Origin of the sequence: Streptomyces sp. NBC_00289, assembly GCF_041435115.1 — a bacterium.
GTDB lineage: Bacteria > Actinomycetota > Actinomycetes > Streptomycetales > Streptomycetaceae > Streptomyces.
Window position 1 is genome coordinate 9,048,363 of record NZ_CP108046.1, and the last position, 25,776, is coordinate 9,074,138.

The 25,776-nt window shown below is 72.5% G+C and carries 26 protein-coding genes; 11 read left to right on the plus strand and 15 right to left on the minus strand.

Annotated elements, in window-relative coordinates:
- Nucleotides 1-32 precede the first annotated feature (32 nt).
- On the plus strand, nucleotides 33-482 hold the full coding sequence (locus OG985_RS40970) for a DUF6098 family protein (RefSeq protein ID WP_371673456.1): 450 nt from the start codon (nucleotides 33-35) through the stop codon (nucleotides 480-482).
- A 12-nt stretch (nucleotides 483-494) separates the two neighbouring features.
- Here the strand turns inward: OG985_RS40970 and OG985_RS40975 are convergent, their stop codons facing one another.
- Complete coding sequence (locus OG985_RS40975) at nucleotides 495-746, minus strand: WhiB family transcriptional regulator (RefSeq protein ID WP_371673457.1); 252 nt, start codon at nucleotides 744-746, stop codon at nucleotides 495-497.
- Nucleotides 747-854: 108 nt separating this feature from the next.
- Nucleotides 855-2,075: a saccharopine dehydrogenase family protein gene (locus OG985_RS40980; RefSeq protein WP_371673458.1), complete on the minus strand. Its 1,221-nt coding sequence runs from the start codon at nucleotides 2,073-2,075 to the stop codon at nucleotides 855-857.
- A gap of 191 nt (nucleotides 2,076-2,266) precedes the next feature.
- Here OG985_RS40980 and OG985_RS40985 point away from each other — a divergent pair, with 191 nt between their 5' ends.
- Together OG985_RS40985 and OG985_RS40990 are read left to right on the plus strand one after the other, a co-directional pair.
- Nucleotides 2,267-2,989 carry a TetR/AcrR family transcriptional regulator gene (locus OG985_RS40985; RefSeq protein ID WP_371673459.1) on the plus strand — a complete coding sequence of 241 codons (723 nt, stop codon included), beginning with the start codon at nucleotides 2,267-2,269 and terminating at the stop codon, nucleotides 2,987-2,989.
- Between the two features lie 80 nt (nucleotides 2,990-3,069).
- Nucleotides 3,070-4,368 carry an MFS transporter gene (locus OG985_RS40990; RefSeq protein ID WP_371673460.1) on the plus strand — a complete coding sequence of 433 codons (1,299 nt, stop codon included), beginning with the start codon at nucleotides 3,070-3,072 and terminating at the stop codon, nucleotides 4,366-4,368.
- A gap of 70 nt (nucleotides 4,369-4,438) precedes the next feature.
- Here OG985_RS40990 and OG985_RS40995 read toward each other — a convergent pair whose 3' ends face one another.
- The 3 genes from OG985_RS40995 to OG985_RS41005 form a co-directional block, all read right to left on the minus strand.
- The gene (locus OG985_RS40995) at nucleotides 4,439-4,894 is read right to left on the minus strand and encodes a cyclic nucleotide-binding domain-containing protein (RefSeq protein WP_371673461.1); all 456 of its coding nucleotides are present in this window, start codon (nucleotides 4,892-4,894) and stop codon (nucleotides 4,439-4,441) included.
- Nucleotides 4,895-5,163: 269 nt separating this feature from the next.
- Nucleotides 5,164-6,663 carry an aminotransferase class I/II-fold pyridoxal phosphate-dependent enzyme gene (locus OG985_RS41000; RefSeq protein ID WP_371673462.1) on the minus strand — a complete coding sequence of 500 codons (1,500 nt, stop codon included), beginning with the start codon at nucleotides 6,661-6,663 and terminating at the stop codon, nucleotides 5,164-5,166.
- 137 nt (nucleotides 6,664-6,800) lie between these two features.
- Nucleotides 6,801-7,022, minus strand: a complete 222-nt coding sequence (locus tag OG985_RS41005) for a hypothetical protein (RefSeq protein WP_371673464.1) — start codon at nucleotides 7,020-7,022, stop codon at nucleotides 6,801-6,803.
- Between the two features lie 233 nt (nucleotides 7,023-7,255).
- On the opposite strand from OG985_RS41005, the gene OG985_RS41010 reads away from it, so the two are divergent.
- The 5 genes from OG985_RS41010 to OG985_RS41030 all read left to right on the plus strand — a co-directional run bounded on the left by OG985_RS41010 (nucleotide 7,256) and on the right by OG985_RS41030 (nucleotide 10,575).
- The gene (locus tag OG985_RS41010; RefSeq protein WP_371673465.1) at nucleotides 7,256-7,699 is read left to right on the plus strand and encodes an ATP-binding protein; all 444 of its coding nucleotides are present in this window, start codon (nucleotides 7,256-7,258) and stop codon (nucleotides 7,697-7,699) included.
- Nucleotides 7,700-7,922: 223 nt separating this feature from the next.
- Nucleotides 7,923-8,783 (plus strand): SigB/SigF/SigG family RNA polymerase sigma factor, encoded by an 861-nt coding sequence (locus OG985_RS41015; protein WP_371673466.1) that lies wholly within the window; start codon nucleotides 7,923-7,925, stop codon nucleotides 8,781-8,783.
- 20 nt (nucleotides 8,784-8,803) lie between these two features.
- On the plus strand, nucleotides 8,804-9,037 hold the full coding sequence (locus OG985_RS41020; protein ID WP_371673467.1) for a DUF5133 domain-containing protein: 234 nt from the start codon (nucleotides 8,804-8,806) through the stop codon (nucleotides 9,035-9,037).
- A gap of 237 nt (nucleotides 9,038-9,274) precedes the next feature.
- On the plus strand, nucleotides 9,275-10,114 hold the full coding sequence (locus OG985_RS41025; protein ID WP_371673468.1) for a DUF1206 domain-containing protein: 840 nt from the start codon (nucleotides 9,275-9,277) through the stop codon (nucleotides 10,112-10,114).
- A gap of 29 nt (nucleotides 10,115-10,143) precedes the next feature.
- Nucleotides 10,144-10,575 carry a hypothetical protein gene (locus tag OG985_RS41030; protein ID WP_371673469.1) on the plus strand — a complete coding sequence of 144 codons (432 nt, stop codon included), beginning with the start codon at nucleotides 10,144-10,146 and terminating at the stop codon, nucleotides 10,573-10,575.
- Between the two features lie 31 nt (nucleotides 10,576-10,606).
- Here OG985_RS41030 and OG985_RS41035 read toward each other — a convergent pair whose 3' ends face one another.
- Entirely contained in the window at nucleotides 10,607-12,820 is a 2,214-nt protein-coding gene (locus OG985_RS41035; protein ID WP_371674636.1) for an FUSC family protein, read from the minus strand.
- A 130-nt stretch (nucleotides 12,821-12,950) separates the two neighbouring features.
- Nucleotides 12,951-14,327, minus strand: a complete 1,377-nt coding sequence (locus tag OG985_RS41040; protein WP_371673470.1) for an NAD(P)/FAD-dependent oxidoreductase — start codon at nucleotides 14,325-14,327, stop codon at nucleotides 12,951-12,953.
- 218 nt (nucleotides 14,328-14,545) lie between these two features.
- Here OG985_RS41040 and OG985_RS41045 point away from each other — a divergent pair, with 218 nt between their 5' ends.
- The gene (locus OG985_RS41045) at nucleotides 14,546-15,364 is read left to right on the plus strand and encodes a methyltransferase domain-containing protein (protein WP_371673471.1); all 819 of its coding nucleotides are present in this window, start codon (nucleotides 14,546-14,548) and stop codon (nucleotides 15,362-15,364) included.
- A 53-nt stretch (nucleotides 15,365-15,417) separates the two neighbouring features.
- On the opposite strand, the gene OG985_RS41050 is transcribed toward OG985_RS41045, so the two are convergent.
- The 6 genes from OG985_RS41050 to OG985_RS41075 form a co-directional block, all read right to left on the minus strand.
- A complete protein-coding gene (locus OG985_RS41050; protein WP_371673472.1) occupies nucleotides 15,418-17,175 on the minus strand; it encodes a PP2C family protein-serine/threonine phosphatase in 1,758 nt (585 codons plus the stop codon).
- Nucleotides 17,172-18,230, minus strand: a complete 1,059-nt coding sequence (locus tag OG985_RS41055) for a SpoIIE family protein phosphatase (RefSeq protein ID WP_371673473.1) — start codon at nucleotides 18,228-18,230, stop codon at nucleotides 17,172-17,174. Before OG985_RS41055 ends, OG985_RS41050 begins: the two co-directional genes overlap by 4 nt.
- The gene (locus OG985_RS41060; RefSeq protein WP_371674638.1) at nucleotides 18,230-18,670 is read right to left on the minus strand and encodes an anti-sigma regulatory factor; all 441 of its coding nucleotides are present in this window, start codon (nucleotides 18,668-18,670) and stop codon (nucleotides 18,230-18,232) included. Before OG985_RS41060 ends, OG985_RS41055 begins: the two co-directional genes overlap by 1 nt.
- Nucleotides 18,670-19,089, minus strand: coding sequence for an STAS domain-containing protein (locus tag OG985_RS41065; RefSeq protein ID WP_371673474.1), 420 nt, complete (start codon nucleotides 19,087-19,089; stop codon nucleotides 18,670-18,672). Before OG985_RS41065 ends, OG985_RS41060 begins: the two co-directional genes overlap by 1 nt.
- Entirely contained in the window at nucleotides 19,086-19,985 is a 900-nt protein-coding gene (locus OG985_RS41070) for an STAS domain-containing protein (RefSeq protein WP_371673475.1), read from the minus strand. The genes OG985_RS41065 and OG985_RS41070 overlap by 4 nt, the downstream gene beginning before the upstream one ends.
- Before the next feature lie 197 nt (nucleotides 19,986-20,182).
- On the minus strand, nucleotides 20,183-21,370 hold the full coding sequence (locus tag OG985_RS41075) for a PP2C family protein-serine/threonine phosphatase (protein WP_371673476.1): 1,188 nt from the start codon (nucleotides 21,368-21,370) through the stop codon (nucleotides 20,183-20,185).
- Between the two features lie 100 nt (nucleotides 21,371-21,470).
- Between OG985_RS41075 and OG985_RS41080 the strand changes: the two genes are divergently transcribed.
- The gene (locus tag OG985_RS41080) at nucleotides 21,471-21,944 is read left to right on the plus strand and encodes a MarR family winged helix-turn-helix transcriptional regulator (RefSeq protein ID WP_371673477.1); all 474 of its coding nucleotides are present in this window, start codon (nucleotides 21,471-21,473) and stop codon (nucleotides 21,942-21,944) included.
- Between the two features lie 68 nt (nucleotides 21,945-22,012).
- Here the strand turns inward: OG985_RS41080 and OG985_RS41085 are convergent, their stop codons facing one another.
- A complete protein-coding gene (locus tag OG985_RS41085; protein ID WP_371673478.1) occupies nucleotides 22,013-22,405 on the minus strand; it encodes an STAS domain-containing protein in 393 nt (130 codons plus the stop codon).
- Between the two features lie 371 nt (nucleotides 22,406-22,776).
- Between OG985_RS41085 and OG985_RS41090 the strand changes: the two genes are divergently transcribed.
- Nucleotides 22,777-23,103, plus strand: coding sequence for an STAS domain-containing protein (locus OG985_RS41090; RefSeq protein WP_371673479.1), 327 nt, complete (start codon nucleotides 22,777-22,779; stop codon nucleotides 23,101-23,103).
- A gap of 126 nt (nucleotides 23,104-23,229) precedes the next feature.
- On the opposite strand, the gene OG985_RS41095 is transcribed toward OG985_RS41090, so the two are convergent.
- Complete coding sequence (locus OG985_RS41095; protein WP_371673480.1) at nucleotides 23,230-25,776, minus strand: SpoIIE family protein phosphatase; 2,547 nt, start codon at nucleotides 25,774-25,776, stop codon at nucleotides 23,230-23,232.

A 25,776-nucleotide genomic window follows, 5' to 3' on the forward strand; every position in this document is an offset into this window, starting at 1 on the left:
GTGGTCGCGAGCACGAAGAGGGAGGTCATCTCATGAGCACACCGGACGGCCTGCCGGTCGTACGCAGTCTCGCCGAACTCGCCGACCTGGTCGACAAGCGCCGGGACCTGTACGTTCGCTGGTCGCGCGGCCCGGAGACCGACCTCGCCGCGGTCTCCAGCACCGACGACCTCACCGGCGTCGCCATGCCGGGCCTGTCCGCGAACCCGCTGGACATCGAGGAGTGGTGGCAGGACCGGCCGGTGGAGGTGTGGGTGGCCCGCCGCCTGTACGACTATGCCCATCTGCCCCACGAGAAGGGCCCCGGTGTGCGGCCCTGGGTGTTGGAGGGCCGGGAGGCGGCCCGCGGGCCCGACAACGAGCCGCTGGTGGTCGAGGTCAGGCCCGTGGGCTGGATCGCCGCGGACGTCATCGAGGAGGCGCGGGCCGAGGTGGACCGCCAGGGGAACCCGTGGGGCCCGCTGCGCCGCACGGGCCGCTGACGGGGGAGGGCCTCACCCGGAGTTCCTCCGGGAGCTCGCCCGCCGCTTGAGCGCTCGGCGTTCGTTCTCACTGGTCCCGCCCCAGACGCCGATGGTCTGCCCGGTGTCGAGCGCCCACTGCAGACACTGCTCCTGGACGGGGCAGCGCCTGCACACGGCCTTCGCCTGCTCCACCTGCACCAGGGCCGGGCCGGTGGTGCCGAAGGGGAAGAAGAGGTCGGGGTCCTCGTGGCGGCACGCGGCGTGCTCTCGCCAGTTGTCCATGAAAGTCACCTGCGATCGAATCGAACGTGCCCTCGGGGATGCCTTACTCGCTTTCGGGTCACCTGTCGATGCGCGTGTGAAACAACGGATCGCCCCAAGAACGCACCCTTATTGCTCGCGGATGCCCCACGGGGAGCCGTATTCGGTCAGCAGATCCAGGAAGGGCACCGCCGCGAACGCCTCCGGTCCGAGGACGCCCGCCCCCGACCAGACGCCGGTGGCCAGGAGTTCGAGGGCGACGACCGGGTTGACGGCCGTCTGCCAGACCACCGCCTGACAGCCGTACTCCGCCATCGACCACTGGTTGTCGACCACGTGGTACAGGTACACCTCGCGCGGCGCCCCGTCCTTCACACCCCGCACCCAGGTACCCGCACAGGTCTTTCCGCGCATCCGCTCGCCCAGCGTCGCCGGGTCGGGCAGACAGGCGGCGACGACGTCCCGGGGGGAGACCGACACCGGGCCGGCGGCGCTCGGCACGGTCACCGGGGTGGTGCCGTCCAGGCCCAGCAGGTGCAGCGTCCTGAGCGTGTCGATGAACTCCCGGCCCAGGCCGTACTTGAACGTGACCCGGCGCGCGTCGACCCAGCGCGGCACGAGGAGCACCTCCTCGTGCTCCACGTTCACGCACTCCACCGGGCCGATGCCCTCGGGGAAGTCGAACACCTCCGGCTCGCTGAACGGCTCGGTGGTGAACCAGCCGCGGTCGGCCTCGTAGACCACCGGCGGGTTGAGGCACTCCTCGATGGTGGTCCAGATGCTGAAGGACGGCGCGAAGTCGTAGCCGTCGACGGTCAGGTCGGCGCCGTCGCGGATGCCGATCTCCTCGATCTCGTCGAAGAGTTCGTCGGCCGCGTACCGTGCGAAGACGTCCGAGAGGCCCGGCTCGACGCCCATGCCGACCAGGGCCAGCGCGCCCGCCTTCTCCCAGTCGGCCGCCTGCGCGAACTGCGCGTCGCCGAGTTTGACGCCGCACTCCTGGTGCGGGCGCTCGGCGTGCGGCCGGGACAGGGACATCGCCATGTCGAGGTAGGTGGCGCCCGCCGTGCGCGCCGCCCCGAACAGGGGCATCACGAACCGTGGGTCGGTGGCGTTGAGCAGGACGTCGCACCCGTGCCGTCGCAGCAGCGACGCCACGGCCGCCTCGTCAGCGGCGTCCACGCGCTCGGCACGAAAGCGTGCCCCCGCGTCTCCCAGGGCGGCGACGGCCGCCTCGGCGCGCGCCGGGTCGTAGTCGGCCACCACCATCTCGTCGAAGAACGGCCGGCGGGCCGCGATCCGGGTGATGGCGGTACCGACACCGCCGGCTCCGACAAGCAGTACGCGCATGACTGGAACTCCTGACAGTCGAGGTCGAGGACGTGGGGCCCCTGGCCGGAGATACAACGCCGCCCCCTCGCGTAAGGTCAATGGCGTTGGCATAAGGGCGCGGACAGAGCAGCCGTACGGAGCACGCGTCGGGCCCGCGCGGGGCCCGCGTCGGGGCACGCCGCAGGGCGGTGTGAAGGAGGTCGGCCGAGGTGGCGAAACCGGTGGTGCCCGAGGACAGGAGGCGTCGGCGCCGGCCGACCAAGGGTGGCACCGTGCTGTCCGAGGGGCTGATCGTGGAGACCGCGCTGCGCATGCTGCGTGAACACGGCGGTGCCGGGCTCACCGCCCGGCGTCTCGGCCTGGCCCTGGACGCCGACCCGAGCACGCTCTACCGGTACTTCCGGGGCATGGACGACCTGACCCTCGCCATCGGCGACGCGCTCATCGGCCAGGCCCTGGCCGGCTGGCGACCGACGGGCAGGTGGCGCCCGGACCTGCGCGCCGTCGGCCTGCGCATCCACGCCGCCTACGTCGCCCACCCCCAGGCGGCGCTGCTGACCGCGAACCGGGTCACCGGCCGCTCGCACGAACTGGCCGCCGACGAGGCAGTACTGGACGTACTGCGCAGGGCCGGCTTTCCCACGCCGGACACGGTGCGCATCTACCACGCCTTCATCGACCAGACGCTGGCCTTCGCCGCCCTCGACGCCGCCTCGCTGGCCCTGCCGACGGCCTCGCAGCGTGCCGACGAGGACATGTGGCGCTCGACGTACGCCCGGCTGCCCCGGGCCACCCACCCCCGGATCGCCGAGGCGGCGCCGCTGCTCGCGAGCCGCATGGTCACCAGCGCCTACCCGACGGCCCTGGAGATGCTGCTGGACAGCGCGGCGGCCCAGCTGGAGTCGATCGTCTCCCGGGCGGCGTCTCAGTGATCGGAAACGGTCCGTGGCGATCGAAAAGTGCTGCGATAGTGGCACCGACGCGATAGATGTAACGAGCAACCAGGAAGTCCGTGGACACGAGCGAGAGCAGCACCGAACCGCAGAAGGCGGCGCCCGCGGACGTGCGGGCGCCCCGGCGCGGATGGCGCCGCTGGGCGATGGACACCCGTCCGCTGCGCCGCCCGGCCTACCGCCGGCTGTGGTCCTCGACGATCGTCACGGCCGTCGGCAGCCAGCTCACCGCCGTCGCCGTACCCAAGCAGATCTACGACATCACCGGTTCCTCCGCGTGGGTCGGTGCCGCGAGCCTCGCCGGCCTGCTGCCGCTGGTGGTGTTCGCGCTGTGGGGCGGGGCCGTGGCCGACAGCGTGGACCGGCGCAAGCTGCTGCTGGTCACCAACATCGGCATAGCCGTCACCTCGCTGCTGTTCTGGCTGCAGGCCGTGACGGGACTGGAATCGGTGGCCGCGCTGATGTTGCTGCTCGCGGTGCAGCAGGCGTTCTGGGGCCTGAACGCGCCCGCCCGCAACGCCTCCATCGCGCGCCTGGTTCCCGGCGACGAACTGCCCGCCGCGAACGCCCTCGGCTCGACCGTCATGCAGACCGGCCAGGTGGTCGGGCCGCTGCTGGCCGGCGTCCTCATCCCCGTCATCGGCCTGCCCGAGCTGTACCTCATCGACGCGCTGGCCCTGTGCGTCACGGTGTGGGCGGTCTACCGGCTGCCCTCGCTCCCGCCTCCGGCCACCGCGACCGCCCGGCGCGCGGGGCTGCGGGAGATCGTGGCGGGGTTCCGCTACATCGCCGCGCACAAGGTGCTGCTGCTGTCCTTCCTCGCCGACATCATCGCGATGGTCTTCGGCATGCCGCGTGCCCTGTTCCCGCAGCTCGCCGCCCAGACGTTCGCCCCCTACGGCGAAGGGCTCGCGCTGGGCCTGCTGTTCGCGGCCATCCCCATCGGGGCGGTGGTGGGCGGACTGCTCTCGGGCACGTTCTCGCGGGCCCGGCGGCACGGGTGGATGGTCATCGGCGCGGTCGTCGCCTGGGGCCTGGCCATCACCTGCTCCGGGCTGACCGGGAACCTGTGGCTCGCCGTGGTGTTCCTCGCCCTGGCCGGGGTCGCCGACATGGTGTCCATGGTCTTCCGCGGGGCGATCCTGCTGTCCGCCGCCACCGACGAGATGCGCGGCCGTATGCAGGGCGTCTTCACCGTCGTGGTCGCGGGCGGCCCGCGACTGGCCGACGTCCTGCACGGCACGGCCGGCTCGGCGTTCGGTGCCCGCCCGGCGGTCGCGGGCGGCGGACTGCTGGTCGTCGTCCTCATGCTGGTTCTGGCCTGCACGGTCCCGGCGCTGCGGCGCTACCGCATCTGACCTCCCACCGCCGCTGTCGCCCCGCCGCGTCGGTCGCCCGGCGGGGACCGGCCCGCAGCCGTGTCATGCCCTACCGGGTGTCGCGCCGGTGCAGGGCGTAGTGCTCCATGAGCTTGCCCCGGGTCGTCTCCAGCCGGTGGGCGAGGATCTCGGCGACGCTCTGCATCAGCGTCATCCCGAGCTGCGGATCCTCCTGGCACAGTGCGCGCACGGCCGCCGCGTCGAACTCGTAGGCGCGCACCGGGCTGAAGGCCTCCGCGCCGAAGTCCCAGCGGTACGGCGGGAAGAGCCAGGACCAGCCGAGCAGGTCGCCCGCGCCCAGGCCGGCGACCGTGACCCGCTGCACGGCCGTCACCTGCTGGTCGAGGGAGACCGCGCCCGAGCGGATCACCCAGAAGCGGTCGGCCGTGCCTCCGGCCTCGAAGATGCGGGTGTCCTCGGGGAAGGCGACCTCCCGGCCGAGCGCCATCAGTCGCTGTCGTTGCGGTGGTGGTAGAACGGTCAGCAGTTTCGTCGCTTTGGTCATGAGGCGGGGCTCCTCGCCGGGATCGGTTCCGGTGCTTTCCCTACGCCCATTTCAGCGGCTGGCGACGTCCGGGGCACCTCGGCGGACAGAAGTGCCGGGAGGGTGCGTCGCGAGGGCATGAAAAAGCCCTGGCTGGACGGGGGAGACCAGCCAGGGCCGTATGCGGTGGCGAACGGGGGACTGTACGGTCGACCCCGTGCCACGTATGAATGAACCGTAAACCATCTACGGGCGTCGTGTGTACCGAAAACCCGGTCACGTGACCTGTTTCACTCTGTCCGCAACAGGCTTGACTCGGAGCCCGACGCCACCACCCTGATCGTGTCCAGGTCCGGATCGGTGGGATCGGGCAGGTTCATGCCCGCGGCCAGCCCGGTGCGCAGATAGCGCAGGACGGGTTCGTCGAGCCGCTCACCAGGCAGGACGGCGGGGATCCCGGGTGGATACGGCGTGATCATCTCCGCCGCGACCCGACCGGCCGCCTCGCCCACCGGCACGTGCTCGGCCGGGCCGAAGAACGCGTCCCGGGGAAGCAGCGCCTGGGGCAGCCGCAGTTCGGACGGCGGCGGCACGTCCACTCGCGGGGCCGGGGGCAGCTCCGGCGCGGCATGTGCGAGGTCCCGCAGCGCGTCGAGCAACTCCTCGGCCGTCTCCCGGTCGTCGCCGTGGGTGATCTGCGCGCCGATCCGGCGGTGGTCGGTCAGGTGCGCGTCGATGTTGCGGTGTTCGCGCAGCCAGTCGGCGGCCTGGAACCCGGTGAGCCCGAGCCCGCTGATGTCGATGACGACCGGCAACGGATCGAAGTCGTCCGCCAGTCCCGGCCCGCAGAAGTCCTCGCGGTCGTTGACGTGCATGCCGTCGATCTCCTCGACGGCGGCCCGGACGTGGGCCGCCAGGTCCAGCGCGCCGCCCATGAGCTCGTGCCCCCGCAGGGCCATCTGCCGGCGCCAGCCGTCGAGCCCGGCATAGATCAGCACCGACGGGCTGGTGGAACCCAGCAGATCCGCGCGCATCTTCAGAAGTTCCGGCGGGACGAGGTCACCCCGCAGATGGAAGACGGAACCCTGCTCCAGACCGCTGCCCATCTTGTGGATGCTGGTCACGCAGATGTCGGCGCCCGCGTCCATCGCCCAGGACGGCAGATCGGGGTGGAAGGGCAGATGCGCGCCCCACGCCTCGTCCACCACCAGCGGCACCGACCGCCGGTGACACACCTCGGCGACGGCCTCCAGGTTCGCGCAACTGCCGTACGGCGTCGGACTGACGATGAGCGCGCCCTTGGCGTCGGGATGAGCCTCGAACGCCCGCTCGAAGTCCTGGGCGGAGGGGGCGTGGGCGAGATGCAGCCGTGGATCCCACCGTGGCTCGACCCAGACGGGCTCGATGCCCGACAGGATCAGACCGGACGCGACGGACTTGTGGGCGTCCCGGCCGATCAGCAGTTTCTCGTGCGGACCCGCGACCGCCAGCATCGCCGCCTTGACGGACAGGGAGCTCCCGCACGTGGTGAAGAAGGTGTGCTCGGCGTGCACCGCGTCGGCCATCAGCTCCTCGGCGCGCTCCAGCACCCGGCCCCGGGTGAGCCGGTCGTCGAGACCGCCCGAGGCCAGCACATCGCCCAGGAACACCGCGTCGCCGAGCACCTCCCGCACCGCGGGGTCGGCACCGCGGGCCTGTTTGTGACCGGGCGGCGCGAACGACAGCCGTCCCTTGCGGTGGTACTCGTCCAGAGCTTCCAGCACAGGTGCGCGTGTGTGATCAGCAGCCATGGCGTCCGGGTGCCCTGCACCGGCCCCCGCGAACCCGCCCGCACACCGGACCCCCGGCCCCCGCGAACCCGCCCGCACACCGGACCCCCGGCGCACGGGCGCGCCCGGCACGCCGCACGACCGGCGTGACCGGCCGGTCAGGCCCCGGCCGGGCGACTGCCCGGGGTCAGGACCTCGTCCAGCACCCGTACCACGGCCTCGTAGGCCAGAGTCCGCACGGCTGCCTCACGAGCCGCTTCCGGATCGTCCGGTCGCAGGTCGACACTCCGTGCCCGCCATCCCTGCTCCTCCTCCCGCGCACAGGCCCTGGCCCGCTGGATGCGCCGCAACAGCTCGTCTGAATCCACCACATCGGTCATGGGGTTCCGCCTACCCGCATTTCGCTTCCGGATGGCCCGCGAGCACCTGGGTGAAGTGACGTTTCAAGGTGCGCGGACAGGTCAGCCGCACAGGGAGAGGCCTGCGGGGTTCCCCGAGGTGGGACACCCGCCGAGGCGAGTCGATCGCCGTGTCCGCGAGTGCCCGTCGCCCGGACGCCGTCGCCGCCGGTGTGGCCGGGGCCGCTTCGCATACCGATCAGGGAGCTGAAGGAATGTGTGAGAAGCACAGGACCGAATCCGCGCGCGAACCGTCGGCCGTGGCCCGCTGTGGGTGCGTGGGGCCGTGCAAACCCGCCGACGCGCGCAGGGCCGTGGAGCTGGCCGTCACGGAACGCTGCCGCGCCACCCACGTCCCCTGTGACCCTGACGCCCTTTCGGACGCCCTCCTCGTCACCTCGGAACTCACGACCAACGCGATCCTGCACGGCGGCGGTGTCACGGACTTCCACGTCGATGTCGTGGGACCCGGGGTCAGCGTCTCCGTGAGTGACGGCAGCGACCGGCTGCCGGTGGCCGTGTCGCCGGTCGACCAGCAGGGGCGATGGCGGGCCGGCGGGCGTGGCTGGCCCATCGTCTGCCGGCTGGCGCACGACATCCGGGTGACCGACCTGCCCTCCGGCGGCAAGCGCATCACCGCCGTCATGCCGCTGCCCTGACTCCGTCGGGTCTTCCTCCCGGCGTCTGCCGTGTCCGCCGGAACATTTTTCGTGGTGAAGCGGAGTTTGCCCCTACGGGTTAGGGGCAGACGCAGATTCGTGCTTCGGACCGGAGGCGCCCCAGCGGGAGCAGTGTGGCTGCCCCGGAGGCCCTCCAGGCGATCCGGGCAGCGATGCTCTCGCGGCCAGTCCCCCTGAAACCACCGTTCAGGAGCGAATCCGCATGCTCATCGATATGTCGACAAGCCAGTCCGGCGCGCCCGCCGAACAGGCTCCCCCCACAAGGCGCCGGCACGACGACGCCCCCGACACCATCGCCCTCTTCACCCGTCTGGCCGCACTCGAGGACGGGCCGGAGCGGGACATACTCCGAGACGAACTCGTCACCGCCTGGCTGCCCATGGCCCACCGGATCGCCGGCCGGTTCCGCGACCGCGGCGAGTCCATCGAGGACCTCAAGCAGGTCGCGGCCCTCGGTCTGGTGAAGGCGATCGACCGGTTCGAACCGGACCGGGGCGCCTTCGAGAGCTACGCCGTCCCCACCATCACCGGCGAGGTCAAGCGGCACTTCCGGGACCGGATGTGGGCCCTCAGGGTGCCCCGTCGGGTGCAGGAACTGCGCAACAAGGTCCGGGTGGCCCGCCGCGAGCTCACCCAGACACCGGGCACCCCCGAGCCCTCCGTCGCCGACATCGCCGCCCACACGGGCCTCACCGAGGAAGAGGTCGGCGCGGGCATGGAGGCCCTGGAGAGTTTCAGCACGCTGTCCCTGGACGCCGAACTGTCGGCCGACGACGACGGGTACAGCCTCGCCGACACCCTGGGTGCCTCGGACGCGTCCTTCGACACCGTGGTCGACCGTGAGGCCGCCAAGGAGGGGTTGCGCCGACTGCCCGAACGCGAGCGGGCCATCCTCTACATGCGCTTCTTCGAGGACATGACCCAGAGCCGTATCGCCGACCAGCTGGGCATCTCCCAGATGCACGTCTCGCGGCTCATCACCCGCAGCTGCGCCCGGGTCCGGGACGACGTGCTGGGTCAGCGCGGCAGCCGCCGCGACGCCGGTGGACGGTCGGTCGCGTGAGCGGAAAAGGAGCGGGACCGATGCTGATCCCCCACCCCGGCTTCCTGCGCCGGCTGGTCGACGACTACGAGACACTGCGGGCCGAGGAGGCCGCACGCGCGGCGAGAGAACCGAGCCCCCGCGCGCGGGACCTGGCCTACACGCTCTGCGTGTCGACCGGCACACGTGAGGTCACCCAGGCCCTGGAAGCGGCACACAGTCTGATCGAGGCGGCCACCGTCCCCGCCGCGAAATCCGCGTCGCTGGCCGAGTGAGTGCCTCCCGGTCGCCCCGGCGCACCCCCTGCGCGCCGGGGCGACCGCACGGGCGAGAGCGCGCGGGTGTGCCCGCGGGCGAGCCGATCACGCACGACCGATCGCTCACCCGCGGGCACACGGCTGTCCGCCCGGGAAACCCCGACCCGCCGGACGCGGAGAGGGGATCGGCCGCCCCGCCGGGCGCGCCGGGTGTGTGGTCCCGAAGCCGGGGCATCAGGTCTCGGGGAGGCAGACATGAACACGCAGACATTGGCGCGGACCGGCCGGAGCCGGGCCCACAGGGCGGCGAACGGTTCGGTCACGGAGGGCGCGGCACGGGCGGGATTCACCGCCCGGGGCGTGATCTACCTGTTGGTCGGTGCGCTCGCCCTGCAGATCGCCTTCGGGGAGGGGAAGCGCCAGGCCGACCGCGGCGGCGCCCTCGCCGAGATCTCGGACAAACCCTTCGGCGCCGTACTGCTGTGGGCGCTGGGCGTCGGACTCGCCGGCATGGCCCTGTGGCGGCTGTCGCAGGTCCTCTTCGGCGCCGACGGGCCGGACGGCCGTAAGCCGCAGAAGCGGGCGCTGGCCGCCGTCCGGTTCGTCTTCTACGCCTTCGTCGCCTACTCGGTGCTGTCGTTCGCGGCCGGGGCCGGCAAGAGCGGGGGCGGATCGAGTGACGAGCAGTCCCGGGACGTCACGGCCAGGGCCCTGGAGCTGCCCGCCGGGCAGTGGCTGGTGGGCGCGGGCGGGCTCGCGGTCGTCGCGGCCGGGATCTGGATCGCCGTACAGGCACTGCGCCGCAAGTACCACGACAAGCTCAAGCTCGGCGAGATGGGCCGGCGGATGCGGCGGCTGGTGGACGTGACCGGCGTGGGGGGCGGCGTGGCGCGCGGAGCGGTGTTCGCCGCGGCCGGAGTCTTCGCGGTGCGCGCCGCCGTCGACTACGAACCCGACCGGGCCAAGGGAGTGGACGACACGCTCCGGTCCTTCGCCGACACCCCGCTGGGACCGTGGCTCCTGGTCTGCGTCGCGGGCGGTCTGGTCCTGTTCGGACTGTTCTCGTTCGCCATGGCACGCTGGCGCCGGGTCTGAACCGGCCGCGAGCGGGGAACCCGAAGCGGATGAACGATTCCGAGCTTCCGTCCGACGGCCGGCCCGTGGACCTGTATCTCGACCTCCTGCGGCTGCGCATGGACACCGACGACTACCGGCTCCTGCTCACGGTCGTCGAACCGGTCCTGCGCGCGATCGACGAGCACCAGCTCCCCGCGCTCGACTTCGCCCTGGGCGACGAGGACGCCGAGGGGCTGCCCCAGGAGGTCCGCGACGAAGCCGCTCTCGTCATCGCCACCGCGGTGACGGGGCGGCTGGACAACGAGGTGATCGAGCTCGACATCGACGAGACCGGCCCGATCAGGGTGGTCACCGACGCGGCGACCGCCTCGGACCCGGAGCGCCTCGGCGAGATCGCCGACTACATCCGCGAACGTCATCGCACCAACGAGGAACTGCGCGGCATCGCCGAGGCGAGCGACCTGCCCACCGACATCTGAGCGAAGCCGGTACACCGCCCGACTTCGGGGCTCATCCCCGCGGCGGCGTCACCGGCACGTTCAGCGGCCGGGCCAGACCGGCCGCGGACTCGTCGAGGCGTTGCAGGTGCCGTACCACCCGGTGGGTGACCCGGCCGTGTGCGGGAGTGCCGTCGGTGTCGGGCTCCAGCAGCGACGCGATGCTCGGCCCGGTCTCGATCCGCGCGTTCGCGTGCGCGTCGGCCGCCCGTTCGGCGATCGCCCTGATGTTGTGCAGGATGCGCTGCCCGGCCGGGCGCAGCCGGGGGTCCGCCGCGATCGAGGGTTTGCTGGGCAGTAGCTCGGCCGTCGCGGCCAGCGCCCGCGCGTGGTACGCGCAGGTCTCCAGCAGGGCCACCACATACCGGGCCGTGTTGCGCCGAGTCCGCAGCGGGGTGACCGGATGCGTGAGGGGCTGGGTGGCGGCCCGCAGGTCGGCCAGCGCCTGGTCCAGGTCCCGGGCCTTCTCGAGCAGATCTACCGCCGGGCCACCGCTGAGCTGGTCGACGGCCCCCTCGGTGACGTCGGCGAGGCGGTCGAGGACCGTCACAAGGAGGTCGTTGGTACGGCGATCCGTGTGCACCGGCAGGACGAACGCGGCCGCCACGATCCCGCAGGCCGCGCCGAGCGCCGTCTCCTCCACGCGCAGCACGAGTACCGAGAAGCTGTAGGTGTGCAGCAGGGTGTAGAGCAGCCCCAGGGCGGCCGTGACGAAGAACGACATCGCCGTGTACGACAGCGGCGCCGTGTAGAACATCGCGAAGACGAACAGCAGCACCAGCGCGAACGCCGTCCAGGTGTGTCGGCCGACCAGACCGGCCAGCACGATGCCGGCCACGACGCCGAACACGGTGCCCACCAGCCGGCGGTAGCCCTTGACGAGGACCTCTCCCGTCGAAGCCGTGTTGATGAACACGATCCAGCAGGTCAGCACCGCCCAGTACCAGCGCTGGCTGGAGAGGAACTCCCCGCCGACCATGGCCAGCGCCGACCCGATCGCGACCTGCACGGCGGCGCGTGTGGTCGGCCGGTGCAGACCGGCCTCCTCCTCGTCCGGCGCGCCCTCCTCACCGGCGTCGATGGCGGCGTCCTCGGCGTCGAGTTCCTCGCGTGAACGGGCGGTCGCGGGGGTGTCGTCCGACTCGTCCTGAGGCCCGTCCAGGGCGATGCGCAGCCCCAGCACCGCGCGCGCGAGCTCGCCGATGCCCCGGAAGACGTCCTGGACGGCGCCCGGAGCGGACGGCAGGTTCTCCTCGTCGCGGTAACCCAGCAGCCGGTTGCGGACATGGGACAGCGCGGTGCCCGAGTCCCCGCCCACGGGGCGCAGCACCAGCGTGCGCAGCGCCCCGAGATCGCGGCGCAGCGTGGCCGTGGCCTCGTCCCGCACGGGCAGCCGCTCTCCCGAGGGGGCGGGCGCGCCCGGCAGGTGCAGGGTCAGTGTGTCGGCCCGATGGGCGCTGCGGGCGCTCAGCAGCAGCAGGCCCAGCCGCTCGGCGGCGATCTCCGCGTCCGCGATACGCCGCTGCACGAGCCGCGCCGTGGCCTCGTCGGCGGTCCCCTCCTCCAGCCGTCCCTGGATGAGCATGGCCGTCTCGTGCAGCCGGGCGGTGCCGTTGCGCACGTCCGCCAGGGCCTTGTCCACCTCGTCCGGTCCGGCGTCGAGCAGGTCGAGCTGCGCGGACACCAGTTGGGCCAGGCGGGCGCGGAAGGCCTCGCGCAGCCGGTCCAGGAGGCCCGCGGGTGTCTCCGGCACGACCACGAAACGGGCGAGGGCGCTGCTCAGGAAGGCGATGCCGATCGCGCCGTACAACCGGGGGAGTCCCGACACGTCGGCGTCGACGAACAGCGCCATGAAGTAGATCTGGAATCCGACCAGACCGAGCGCCGTCCCCCGGTCGCCGAACCGGCGGGCGTAGACGGCGCAGAAGATGAGGGCGACGAAGAAGAGGTCACCGGCAAGGACGCGGGAGTCGAGGAGCGCGGCCAGGGTCGCCGAGGCGAACGCCACCGGCAGAGCGAGCGCCAGGGTCACGGCCTGCCGGGCGCGCTGCTTCTCCCGGATGGCGAAGGTGGCGACCATCGCGGCGATGGCTCCCGCCACCAGATGCGAGACATCGGCCCGCAGCAGCGAGAGCACGGCCAGCGTGAGGGAGATGGCGGTCACGGTCCGCAGTCCCGCGGTCAGTCGCAGGAATCCCGGATCGGACGCCGCGAGGGCGTCCCGCATCCGTGCCCGGACCGATCGTCCCGCTTCCTTCACGCCGCCGTACTCACTCCCGCTTCACGTCATGATCCGTGTCTCAGCATGGCACGGTACGGTCCGGCGTGATCAACCGGCCTCGCGCCGGCGATGAGGGTCACGTCTGCTTCGACCGGATCTCCTCGACGTGAGCCCGCACCTGGTCCGGTGTCAGGTACGAGTCGGTGTACTCGAAGTCCCGCAGTTTGGCGGGCTTGCGGGCCTGGAAACCGGTCCGGACGAAATCGTCCCCGGCGATCGCGTTGAGCATCCAGTTCGTCAGGACCCGGGTCTTGGCGACGCCGGTGCGCAGCGCCGCCCAGTGGTAGCCGCGGGCCACGGCCTGGGCGGGCAGGCCGCGCAGTTCGATGCCGAGGGGCTTGGACACGGCGTCCTTGCCGCCGAGGTCGACGACCAGGCCGAGGTCCTTGTGGACGTACGGCTCCAACGGCCGGCCGCGCAGCGCCGCGATGACGTTGTCGGCGACGTGCCTGCCCTGGCGCATCGCGTGCTGCGCGGTCGGCGGGCAGATCGCGCCCTCCTGGTCCTTGGCCTTGTCGGGCACCGCGGCGGCGTCGCCGAGCGCGAACACACCGTCGTGGCCCGGCAGGTTCATCTCGGCGCTGACCGCGAGGCGTCCCTTGACGGTCTCGGCGCCGAGGGTGGCGATGAGCGGGCTCGCGACGACCCCGGCGGTCCAGATCAGGGTGTGGGTGGGGACCACCCGCCCGTCGGTGAAGGTGACCTCCTCGGGGCCGGCCTTCGCGATGGAGACCCCGAGGGAGATCTCGATGCCGCGCCTGCGCAGGATCTCCTGTGCGCTGCGGCCGAGCTTGTCGCCCAGTTCGGGCATCAGCTTGGGGGCGATGTCGATCAGGTGCCACTTGATCAGACGCGGGTCCAGCCGGGGGTAGCGTTTCACCGCGGCATGGGTGAGGCGCTGCAGGCACGCGGCCGTCTCGGTGCCCGCGTAGCCGCCGCCGACCACCACGAACTGCAGCCGCGCGGCCCGCTCCGCCTCGTTCTCGCTGGCGTCGGCGAGGTCGAGCTGCGAGATGACGTGGTCGCGGATGTACGCGGCCTCGGCCAGCGTCTTCATGCCGAACGCGTGGTCGGTGAGCCCCGGGATGTCGAAGGTGCGGGTGATGCTGCCGGGGGCCAGCACGATGTAGTCGTAGGGTTCGTCGATGATCTCGTCGGTGATGGTGCGGATGACGCAGACCTTCGCTTTGAGGTCCACGCCGATGGCGCCGCCCGGAATGATGCGGGTGCGGTACTTCCTGCTGCGGCGCAGGGAGACGGCGATCGACTGCGGCGTCAGCACGCCGGAGGCCACCTGGGGCAGCAGCGGAAGGTAGAGCTGGTAGGCGAACGGCGTCACCAGCGTGACGTCGGCCTCGTCGGGGGCGAGTTTGCGTTCCAGACGTCGAACGCAGTCCACTCCGGCGAAGCCTGCGCCAACCACCAGGATCCTGGGTCGTGTCACGGTGTTCATCCCTTTCTGCGGCTCCAGGCGGTCTGCCTCGGACGACATTCGCCTGCCCGTGGATCGCTGCTTCGCACCTCATCGATCCCACCGCGCGTCCGGCCGTCCCGCCAGTGGCGTGCGGCAGGCAGACGAATCCGTCGACCACCACCATGCCCGCCCCGCGGCCGAAACGCACCGGGTCAGTTGCGATCTTTGGCCGTCGGCCAGGCCCTAGAGTGCCGGACATGGGGGAAACAGAGCCCGCTTCGGGATTCCGTACACAGAACATCGCCGCCGACCGGGTGCCGCAGCTGGTGGCCGCCCTGGACGCCCAGGAAGCCAACGTGGGCGTCCGGCGGCTGCGCGCCTGGGCGCACGAGGCGCTGGCCGTCCGTCCCGGCGACCGGGCGCTCGACATCGGCTGCGGGACGGGCTCGGAGACGCGGGCGCTCGCCGCCTCGGCCGGCCCGGACGGCGCGGCGCTCGGCATCGAGCCCAACCCGGGACTGCGCGCGGTGGCCGAGGAACGCGCCGCCCGGGACGGCAGCCCGGCCCGTTTCGCGGACGGCGACGCGTTCGCCCTGCCCGCTCCCGACGCGTCCGTGGACGTCGTCTGGTGCGAACGGGTGTTGCAGCACCTGTCGGAGCCGGACCGGGCGGTCGCCGAGATGCGACGGGTACTGCGCCCGGGCGGCCGCATCGCGCTCCTCGACACCGACTGGGCCACCGCGATCCTGCATCCGGGGGAACCGGAGATCATGGCGGCGCTCTTCTCCGGCACGCTCACCGGCGCGGCGAATCCCCACTCCGGACGGCGGCTCGTGGGCCAGCTGAGCGCGGCCGGGCTGGTGATCGACGACCGGGGCGCGCAGGCGCTGCTCCAGGACCACCGGTCGGTGACCTGGCCCCTGGTGCGCATGCTGGGGGAGTCGGCCGTGCGCCGCGGGCTGCTGACCGAGGCCCAGCGCGACCGCGCCTACGACGACCTGGCCGAGGCGGCCGGACGGGGGGCGCTGCACATGTCCGTGACGATGTTCGGGGTCGTCGCCCACCTCCCGCGCTGACGCGGGCGCACCGACCGGCGGGCACGCGTGGAAGCGGTGCGCGGGCCGGCCGGTCAGAACGCCGCGACGCCGGCCGGGGTCCGCGTCAACTCGGCGGCGCTGCTGTGGATGTGACACAGCAGCAGGCACACGTCGTCGTCGCGCTCGGAGTCGCTCAGCAGCGGGTACAGGAGCCGGTCCGCCGAGCCGTCGAGATCCTCGTCCAGTTCCGCGGAGCGGAACGACCCGAGCGCCCCCGCCAGCCGCTCGATGCCCGGGTCTATGCCCTGCGCGCGCCGCTCGACCAGCCCGTCCGTGTACAGCGCCAGCGTCGAGCCCGGTGACAGCCGCACCGTGTGGTCGTCGATCTCCTGCTGGAGGGGGATGCCCAGCATCGCCCCGGGCTTGGCGTCCAGCGTGCGCACCTGTCCGTCCGGGGTACGCAGCACCGGCGGAGGATGCCCGGCCGCCGCCCAGGTCAGGGTGGGGTCCTCGGGGTGGAAGCGGGCGATGACGGCGGTGGCGTACAGATCGGGCTGCAGATGGTGCAGGAACACGTGCAGCCGGGTGAGCAGCTGGCCGGGGCTGCCGCCGTCGACCGCGTAGGCGCGCAGAGCGGTGCGCAGTTGGCTCATCATCACGGCCGCGTGCAGACCGTGCCCGGTGACGTCGCCGATGACGGTGATCAGGCTGCCGTCGGGCTGCCGGAAGGCGTCGTACCAGTCGCCGCCGATGTTGAGCCCGTGGGTGGCCGGCAGATAGCGGGCGGCCAGGTGCAGGCCGGGCGTGGTGGGCAGGTCCGTGAGGAGGGCGCGCTGCAGCGTCTCGGCGATGTCGCGGTTGTGCTCGAACCGGCGGGCGTTGTCGATCGCGATGCTGGCCCGCCGGGTGAGTTCGATCAGCATGACGGCGTCGTCCGGGTCCCAGCTCTCGCCGGGCGGTGACAGCGTCAGCACACCCAGCGGTGTGCGGCGGGTCGGCAGCGGTACGCACAGCAGGGGGCGGGCGGGATCCAGTGCCGACGGAGGGCGGTCGTCCACGCCGGGCAGGCCGCCGGGACGGTCGGCCGCGTACTGCGGACGCCCGGTGCGGGCCGCGCGCACGGCGGCGGCCGGGTGGGCGGAGGGACGATGTCTGTCGTCTCCGTCGAACAGCCACACGTCGACGCTGCCGGCATACTCGGGCACCAGCAGGTCCGGGAGCAGACGCACGATCTCGTCCTGGTTGAGCGAGCTCGTCAGCGCGGCGCTCGCGTCCGCCAGGAACGTCAGCCGACGACGGGCGCTCTCCGCCTCCTCGCGGGCGGTGTGCTCGGCGGCGAAGGCCTCCCGCTGGGCCCGCCAGGCCGCGTCCAGGTCGGCGTGCAGGGCCAGCACACCCTGGTTCGTCTGGTGCAGCTCCTCCCGGTGGAAGGCGACCAGTTCCTGCTGTGCGGCGAGTTCCTCCAGCACCTCGGCCGTGTCCTCGTCGGCGCCCAGCAGCGCCTCCGCCAGGACCTCCGGGTCCTCGGCCACGACGTCGCCGGCCGCCGTGGCCGGGGCTTCGGGGCAGCCGACGGTCGTCCGCCACGGCGGTACGGTGTCGGCGCCCGCGTCGGCCGCGGGGGTCACCACGGCGTGCAGGAGACCTTCCCCCGCGGCTGCCGCGGTGATCTCGAGGGTGAGCAGCCAGGTGCCGCCCTTGGTGAGGCACTGCCGCAGGTGCGCGCTGAGCGCGGTGGTCAGGCGGGTGCGCTCGAGGGCGGGCACGCCGTACGCGGCGGCTAGGCGGGCGGTGGCGATCCGGGCCCGTGCCGCGTCGGTGACGCCGCTGATCTGCCAGGTGCGTGTCATGGGCGGTCCGCCGCGGTCGGGGCCAGCACGGCCACGGCGGTGTCGTCCCGCACAGGGCCGGCCGGGCTGCTGGTGTCGCGGACCGTGACGGCGGCGATCACGGCCGGGTCGGCGGACAGCAGACAGGGGTCGGACGGTGGCGTCCAGCGGCTGGGGAGGCCGTCGCTGTGCAGGATCAGCAGCCGGTCCCCGGCCCAGCGGGCCTGTTCCTCACGCAGGGTCGTGGGGCGGTGGACGCCGACTATGCCGGGCCGGGACAGGAGGGAACGCCAGGTGCCGTCCTCGCGCAGCCGGGCCCCTATGTTCCCGACGCCGGCGAACCGCAGCACACCCGTACTCAGCTCGACCTGGGCCAGCGCGACAGCCGCCCCCCTGGTGCCGCGCAGCGCCGTGTCCAGGTTCCGCAGGGCCTCGGCGGGCGTGAGGTGGGCCGAGCGGCGCAGTGCCTCGGCGGCGGCCGTCGACGCCCGGGCGACCTCGGGTCCGTGTCCGAGCCCGTCGGCGAGCATCAGGGTCAGGCGGTCGTCCGCCCGCACCCAGGCCCAGGCGTCACCCGAGTAATCCGCGCCGGCGTAGGGGATGTTGACCCCTCCGGCCCGTAGCGGGCCGGCCGGTGGCCGGGAGCCGTCGCGGCCGGTGCCGCCGATGCGGGCCAGCGCCACCGTCCCGCGGCCGGGGGCGCTGTGCAGCTCGAAGTCGTCGGCGACCCGGCGGCACGTGCCCAGGCCGGCGCCGAGGGAACGCGCCGTCGTGAATCCGTCGCGCAGCGCGCCGGCGACGTCGGCCATGCCCCGGCCGTGGTCGATCGCGGCGATCTGCACGCACGGACCGGCGCCCGGGCCGTCCACGGGCACCGGTGGGGCCACGGCGTCGACGAGGAGGTGGCCGCCGCCGGCGTGCTTGAGCAGATTGGTGGCCAGTTCGGTCGCCACCAGGCCTGCCGCCGTGCGGCGTTCGTCGCCGAGCCCGGCGAGACCGGCGGCGGCCTCCGCGGCCACCCTGGCGTCACGCACCCGGGTCGAGTCGTGGACGGGGACGTCCCATACGCGCGGCATCAGCGCTCCTCGCGGGGCGACGGCGGCACGGCCGTCCAGGAGGTCACCGTGACGGTCGTACCGGATCCGGGGGCGCTGTCGATCGTGAACTCGTGCACCAGTCTCCGCGCGCCGCCCAGGCCGAGCCCGAGGCCGCCGCCGGAGGTGTAGCCGTCGCTGAGTGCCCGGTCCAGGTCGGTGATGCCCGGTCCCTCGTCGGTGAAGGCCAGGCGCAGCCCCTGGGCGCGCCCGTTGTGCGCCTGTGACGCCTCCATCAGGCCGCCGCCGCCGTGCACCAGCGTGTTGCGGGCCAGTTCGCTGGCCGCGGTGACCAGCTTCGTCTGTTCCACCAGGCCGAAGCCGAGCCGGGCGGCCGCCTGGCGCACGTGCTGGCGCACCCACACGAGATCCATGTCCGAGCGGATCGGCAGGCAGGCCTCGACGCCCGCGGAGGTGTGCATCACGGACTCTCCTGGCGATTGCCGCCTGAACGAGGCGTCGGGGCGGGCCGGGTGAGGAGGTCCATGGCCGCCTCGGTGTTGAGGGCGGTGCGCAGGCCGGGGAGCGTCAGCCCCAGCTCCACCAGGGTGATGGCGACGGCGGGACGCATGCCGGCCACCACCGTCTGCGCGGCCAGCAGCGAGGCCTGCGCCGCGATCTCGGCCAGCACCCGGCCGAGGAAGGAGTCGACGATCTCGACACCGGAGATGTCGATGACCACGCCGGTGACCCGGCTGGCGGCGATGGTCTCGCTCAGGTCCTGCTGGAGTCGCTGCGCGGTGTTGTCGTACAGATCCCCCTGGAGGGTGACCAGGAGGACGTCGCCGAGTCTGAGGACCGGCACCGGCCCCGCGGCGGGGAGGGAGGAGTGGTCGTTCACCGTGGTCCCGCACCGCCGGGCGCCGCGCTGACGATGTTCGCGCCCAGCTGGTGCAGTGCGTACGCCAGGGCGTCGGCCAGGCTCGCGCGGGTCACCACCGTGCCCAGGTCCAGGCCGAGATGGACGATGGTCTGCGCGATGGCCGGTCGGATGCCGGAGACGACGCACTCCGCGCCCATCAGACGCGCGGCCGCGACGGTCTTCATCAGGTGCTGGGCCACCAGCGAGTCGACCGTCGGCACTCCGGTGATGTCGAGGATGGCGAAGCGGGCGTGCTGGTCGACGACGGCCTCCAGGAGCGTCTCCATCACGACCTGGCTGCGCGCGCTGTCCAGCGTCCCGATCAGTGGAACGGCCACGATGCCGTCCCACAGCTTGATGACCGGCGTGGCGACCTCCAGCAGTTGCACCTGCTGCCGCTCGATGAGGGCGTGTCCCTCGCTCAGCGCGGTGTCCAGGACCACCAGCCGCAGGGTGCCCAGCAGCACGGTGAGAGCCGTCGCGCACTCTCTGACCTCGTCGGCCGAGGCGTGGGGCAGGTCGGCGATCAGCAGGTTCAGCGCCGGGGGGCGCAGGGCGTCCACGTCGTTGGAGACCTGGGCGGTGGTGAAGCCGGCCCGGGAGCGTGCCGCGCCCATCCGCGCCAACTGCTCGCGTACGACGGTGAATCCGGCGGCGTCCGGATCCTGCACCGGGCCCTCCTCGGCCACGTGGGCCAAGGCGTCGACGACGACCTTGCCCGCCTCGACGGCCTCGTCACGCGAGACGGTGAACACCGAGCGGAACAGGGGTTCGTCGGCCCACCGCTGGGCGATCTGCTCACGGCGGCGGCGCAGAAAGGCCCCGACCTCCTTGGTCGGCGCCCCCTGCTGTCCCGCGGATGCGTGCTCCGGCATCTGCTCCACTCCTCGTTCACGTCGTGTCGCACCGAGCCCGCTTCAGCAACGAGACGACGGTGAAACTCTTGCCGGATGACAACTCTAACCGTGGCCCGACCTCGTACGACACCGTCCCGCGCAATTGACACGGTCGGGTGGGAGCCGGTCGGTGTGGCCGTCACGGGCGGTCGAATCGGGAACCACCGTTCGAGGCGCTAGGCGTCGGACGACGCCGGTTGCTTGCCGAACCAGTCGAGGCAGACCACCAGCGCGTCGTCGTCCGGCTCGGGTCCGCCGCGACCGCCGCCCAGTTCGCGCAGTACGGCGGCGGGGGTGTCGGCCGCAGGCAGCAGACTGGTCGAGGTGACGGCCCGGGCCAGGGCGCGCTCACCCCGCTGTTCACCACCCTCCGGCGCGGCGGCCGCGTACACCCCGTCACTGACGAAGACGAGGCGGTCGCCGGGTTCCAGACGGAAGTCCTGGGCGACGTAGTCGGTTTCCTCGAACATGCCCAGCGGCAGCTGCGCCTCGAAGTCGACCGTCGCCACCGTACGGTCGCGCAGGCGCAGCATCCGCGGGGAGCCCGCGTCGACCACCTGCATGCGGCCGGTGGGCAGGTCGACGTCCACCAGCAGGGCGGAGAGATACGCCTCGCCCCCGTACCGGGCGTGGATCGCCTGGTCGGCGAGCGCCGCCTGGTCCGCGAGGGGGATGTCGGCCCGCCGCGCGTTGCGCAGCGCGCTGACGCCGAGATTGGTCAGCAGTGACGCCTCGACGTCCTCACCCATGCCGTTGGCCAGGTACAGCGTCAGCCGGTCGGTGGAGGCGGACCAGTCGAAGGTGTCGCCGAAGATCGCGTAGGCCGGTTCCAGCTGCGCGCCCACGGCGTACTCGGGCCGCGCGGAGGACCGGGCCCGGAGCAACTGCCACTGCATCTCGGCCGCGAGGGTCAGCCGGTCCGCTCGGCGGGCCCGCTGGTACAGATCGGTGTCGCGTTCGGCGACCACCACCTCGTGCCCCAGCGCCTGCGCCACCTCCGCCAGTTCCACCAGCTCCGCCTGGGCCGGCGCGGCTGTGGGAAGCGTCACGGACAGCACACCCAGCCGGTCACCGCGCACGGTGACCGGCAGATGGACCCGCGCCCGTCCGCCGTCGAGTTCCTCGACGAACGGCTCCTGCGATCCGAAGGCGCGGCCGGCCGCGCTCCGGTGCACGGGAAGCGCCTCCACGGGTACGGCGGGGGAGTCGGCCACGGGCCGCAGCACGGTCAGCCCGTAGTCGGCCATACGGAATTCCACGGCCTCGGCCGCGTACTGACTGCACAGCACTTCCCGGACCGCCGTCGGCAGCTGGTCCGGGGCCGCGGAGCGCAGGGCGCGCTCCGCGGCGACGAGTCTCTTCATGATCTCCCTCACATCCGATCCGTGCGATGCGGTGACGTGGCTGCCGCGCCGCCGGTCCCGGCGAGCTGACAGCTTTCGGTAAGCCTGCGAGAGTGTCTCCGTGACGTCTTCCACTCCGCGCCCCCGTCCTCCCGAGGTGGCGCGTGTCACGTCACAGGCGGCAGAACTGCTCGAGGTGCTGTGGGGCCGTGCCTCGACGGCGCCGGTCTCGCCCTCCCAGCTGCGTGTCCTGTTCATCCTGGAACACAACGAGGGCATCAACCTGCGCACGCTCGCCGACGCGCTGGGCTCCACGCCGCCGTCGACGAGCCGGCTGTGCGACCGGCTGCAGGCCGTGGGCTTCGTCGAGCGCAGGGCCGCCGCCAGCCGCCGGGAACTGCAGCTGCACCTGAGCCGCCGTGGCGAGAGCTTCCTGGTGGGGCTCCGCTCCCGGCGCGAGACCGCTCTGCAGTCGGTGCTGGAGCAGATGCCGGCCGCGCAGCGCTCGGCGCTGCTGCGCGGCCTCGAGGGCTTCTGTGCCACGGCCGCCGCGCAGATCCACGACGACGACACGTTCGACGCCCGGACGGCCTGAGCCCCGGCGGGTGCCGGGGCGGCGCGGAGTCCCCTTCCGCGGAGTCCCTCTCCGTGGGCATGGCGGGGTCAGACCCCCTGCCCTTCGGGTGTCTCCTGCATCCGGTCGACCAGCGCGAGTGCCTCCTCGACACTGTCCGACACCGGGACCGTGATGCTGACACCCGTGAGGTCGAGTATCCGGCGCACGGCGGGCGGGGGCGCGATGATGTGCACGCTGCCCGGGAGGCCGCGCGCCTCCTGGTAGACCCGCAGAACGATGTTCATGCCGGACGAGTCCATGAAGGGCACGCCGGACAGGTCGAGCAGGAAGTGCCGCCGGCCGTGGTGCAGCTGGTTGGCGAGGTGGTGCTGGAACTCCGTCGCCGTGTCGACGTCCAAGTAGCCCTCGACCGTGACCTGGGCCACGTCCTCCCGGGGCAGGGTGACCTCGACGGACAGAGGGTTCTGGGCAATGGACACGAGTACCTCCACAAATGCTGACGGCCAGGGCTGGTTACCCCTGTGGGCGACTTCGATGCACACAGGTTCCGGCGGTGATCCGTGATCAAACTCTCCACGCTCTCAACGGTTCCCGCCGGCGGCGGGCCGGGGGCGGCCCCACCCCCGGGACCGCGCGGCGTACCGCGGCTGTCCGTCTCATGTCGTCCCCTCCCTTCACCTGCCGGCCGGTGTCTTTCACCGCGCACCCGCGTTTACCCCCGAATCGGCACAGCATGCGTGGCCCGTCCGCCTCCAGGCCGTTCGCCCTGTCGGTGCGCGTGTGACACGGTGGGTGAAGCCCAACCGGCCCGGCACCGGCCACCAAGCCCCACAGAGAGGGGGCCACAACGATGGGCGCTCACGTCCTTCTGTGTCCGGACGGCACCGCGGCGACACTGACGGTCGACACCGACATCGACGACCAGACCCGGCCGGACCTCGAGTCCGCGGCCGACGCGCTGCCGGCCACCGTCCGTGAACTCACCCTCGACCTCGGTCCCGTGGTGTTCGTGGACAGCGCGGTCCTGCATCTCATCGGCAGCATGCAGCGGTCCGTCGAACGCAACGGCGGGCGGCTGCGGATCGCCGGCCTCGCCCCGCAGCCCCTCAGGCTGCTGCGACTCGCCTCCGCCCTGTGGCCGGAGGCCCGCTGGGACGACTACCTGCGAGCCTGCTGAGCCGCCGGCGCCGGACTCCTCTCGGGGTCCGGACGCCGGTCCGGCCCGGCACTTTCCGCTGGGCCTTGTCGTCACCTTCCCGTCTGCCTCGCCCTCCGGGCGACGACGGGAAGGTGACGACAGGACCTATGAGACCCGGATGCCCACGATGCACGTGTCGTCGTCCGTGTCCGACCTGCTGTAGGTGAGCAGCCGGTCCAACTGCAGATCCAGCGTCCTCGGGGCACTGCGCGCGGTGGCCAGCAGATGGGTCAGCGACTCCTCCACGGAGCGGTCCCGGCGCTCGATCAGCCCGTCGGTGTACATCAGCAGCGTGTCCTCCGGGGCCAGTTGAACCTCGTCCTCCTCGTACACCGCTTCCGGTACGGCACCCAGCAGCATCCCCCTGACCAGTGGCAGCGGCGCGGCCTCCGCGCCGCGCACCAGGACGGGCGGGAGATGACCGGCCCGGGCCCAGCGCAGGGTGCGCCGGTCGGGGTCGTACAGACCGCAGGCCGCCGTGGCGGTGACCGCCCCCGTCAGATGGTGGGCCACGATGTTCAGCCACGACAGCAGCTGTCCGGGCCCGGCGCCGGTCACCGCCAGCCCGCGCAGGGCGTTGCGGAGCACCACCATGCTGGTCGCCGCCTCTATGCCGTGACCGGCCACGTCACCGACGCACAGCAGCACGTTCCGGGACGGCAGCACCACGGCGTCGTACCAGTCGCCGCCCACCAGCTGCTCCGTCTCGGCCGGCCGGTAGCGGACGGCCACCTGGAGACTGGGCACCCGCAACGGAGCCTGGGTCGGCGGCATGATGGCGTGCTGCAGCTGGAGCGTGAGCCGGTTGCGTTCGGCCGACTGCTGCTCGCTGTGCGCGAGTTGGTCGCGGGTGGCGGCGAGGGCGACCTCGGTCCAGTGCTGGGACGAGATGTCCTGATAGGCGCCCCGGATCACGAACAACCGGTCGTTGGTGTCGAGGACCGGTTCGGCGACCACGCGGATGTGCCGGGTCACCCCGTCGGGACGCTGCAACCGGAACGCCGCGGAGGACGGCCGCCGGTGGTGCAGCAGGGTGCGCAGGAATCGGCGGATGGCGACGGCGTCGTCCGGATGGGCGTGCGCCGGCAACTCCTCCAGCGGCACCGGGGTGCTCGACGGCGAGCGGCCGTACAGGTCGAAGAGCTGACCGTTCCAGGTGATCTCGTTGGTCAGCAGGTTCTCCTCGAAACCGCCGATCCGCCCCAGGCGCTGGGCGTGCTGCAGCAGGCTGGCGAGCCGGGCCGTCTCGTCCTCGATGCGCCACAGCAGCAGGACACTCGAACCGTGCCTGCTGATGCTGATGTCCGCGATCGACGACAGCGGCACCTGGTCGACGAGGGCGGTGAGGTTCATCCGACGGCCCCTGAACGGCTCACCCGTGGCATACACCCGCTCGACGCGCTGGAAGAGCTCGCTCTCCCCGGCGGCCATCGGGTAGGCCTCGAGGAGCAGGGCGCCGTTGACGACGGCACGGGGCCGGCCGGCCGGATCGAGGAAGCGGTTGTTCACGTGCTGGATACGGAAGTCCACGAGGTTCCCGAAGCCGTCGACGTGCGGCACCAGGACCAGGGCGGGGTCGTGCAGTCCGTCGGCCAGGTCCATCAGCTCCGCCGCGTCCGGCAGGATCCGCGGCTCGGGTGCGGACTCACTGCGCAGCGTGGACGTCTCCAGCGTGTGCGCGCACAGTTCGGCGAGCGCCTCCACCTGGCGGACCACCTGAGGTGGTTGCGGGTCCAGCGGCGCCGCCCAGACGATCTCCAGAACCCCGTGGATGCGCCCGCCGGTACCGGCGGGCAGGGCGACACGTCCGCCGTCCGGATTGCGTTGCCGGCCGATGCTGGGCAGGCCGGTCGCGGCGAGCGAGGTGATCCACTGCCCGGAGCGCTCGCTGAGGCCACGACGCGCCACCGTCGCCACGTCCGGCGGGACGTAGCGCCAGCGCTCCGCCTCGGCCGGTGAGAAGCCGGCACTGCCCGCCAGGCTGAGGGAGCCGTCGGGGCCCGCCGACCAGATGGCCACGGCCACCGCACCGAGCGGCCGCAGCGCATGCTCCAGGAGGGAATCGGCGACGGCCTGGGTGTCGTCCGCCGCCAGCGCGCCGCTCTCCGCGGCCCGCAGCCGTACGGCCGCGGACTCGTCCACCGGTTCGCCGTCGCCCTCGGCGGCGGCGAGGAACGCGTCGGTCACCTCGGACATCCGGTCCCGGGCGGCCTGGTTGATGACCTCGACCGCGAACTCCAGCGGTGTCACCTTGGCCTGCTCGGTCAGCTCGGCCAGCTGCCGCGCGGCCTGGGTCGGGCCGCACTGCAGCCGCTCGACCAGGATGCCCTTGGCGAGTTCGATCAGGGCCCGCCCCTCGGCCTCCGCCTGGGCCGCCCGCACTTCGCGGCGCAGCCGGTCCACGGTGGCCGCCAGTCTGCCCACGGAGGAACCCGGGGCCGCCGGCTCGCCGGCCTTCCCGTCGGTGCCGTCGGACGGGGCGGGGGCGGTGCCGGCGTCGGCGTGCCCCTCACCGGCCTGGGGACCGTCGACGGACCCGGACCGTGCCTCACCGTCGACGGACCCGGACCCGGACCCGGACCCGGACCCGGACCCGGACCCGGACCCGGGCCCGCCGTCGACGGTTTCGCTCGGATGCTCGGAGTTGCTCAC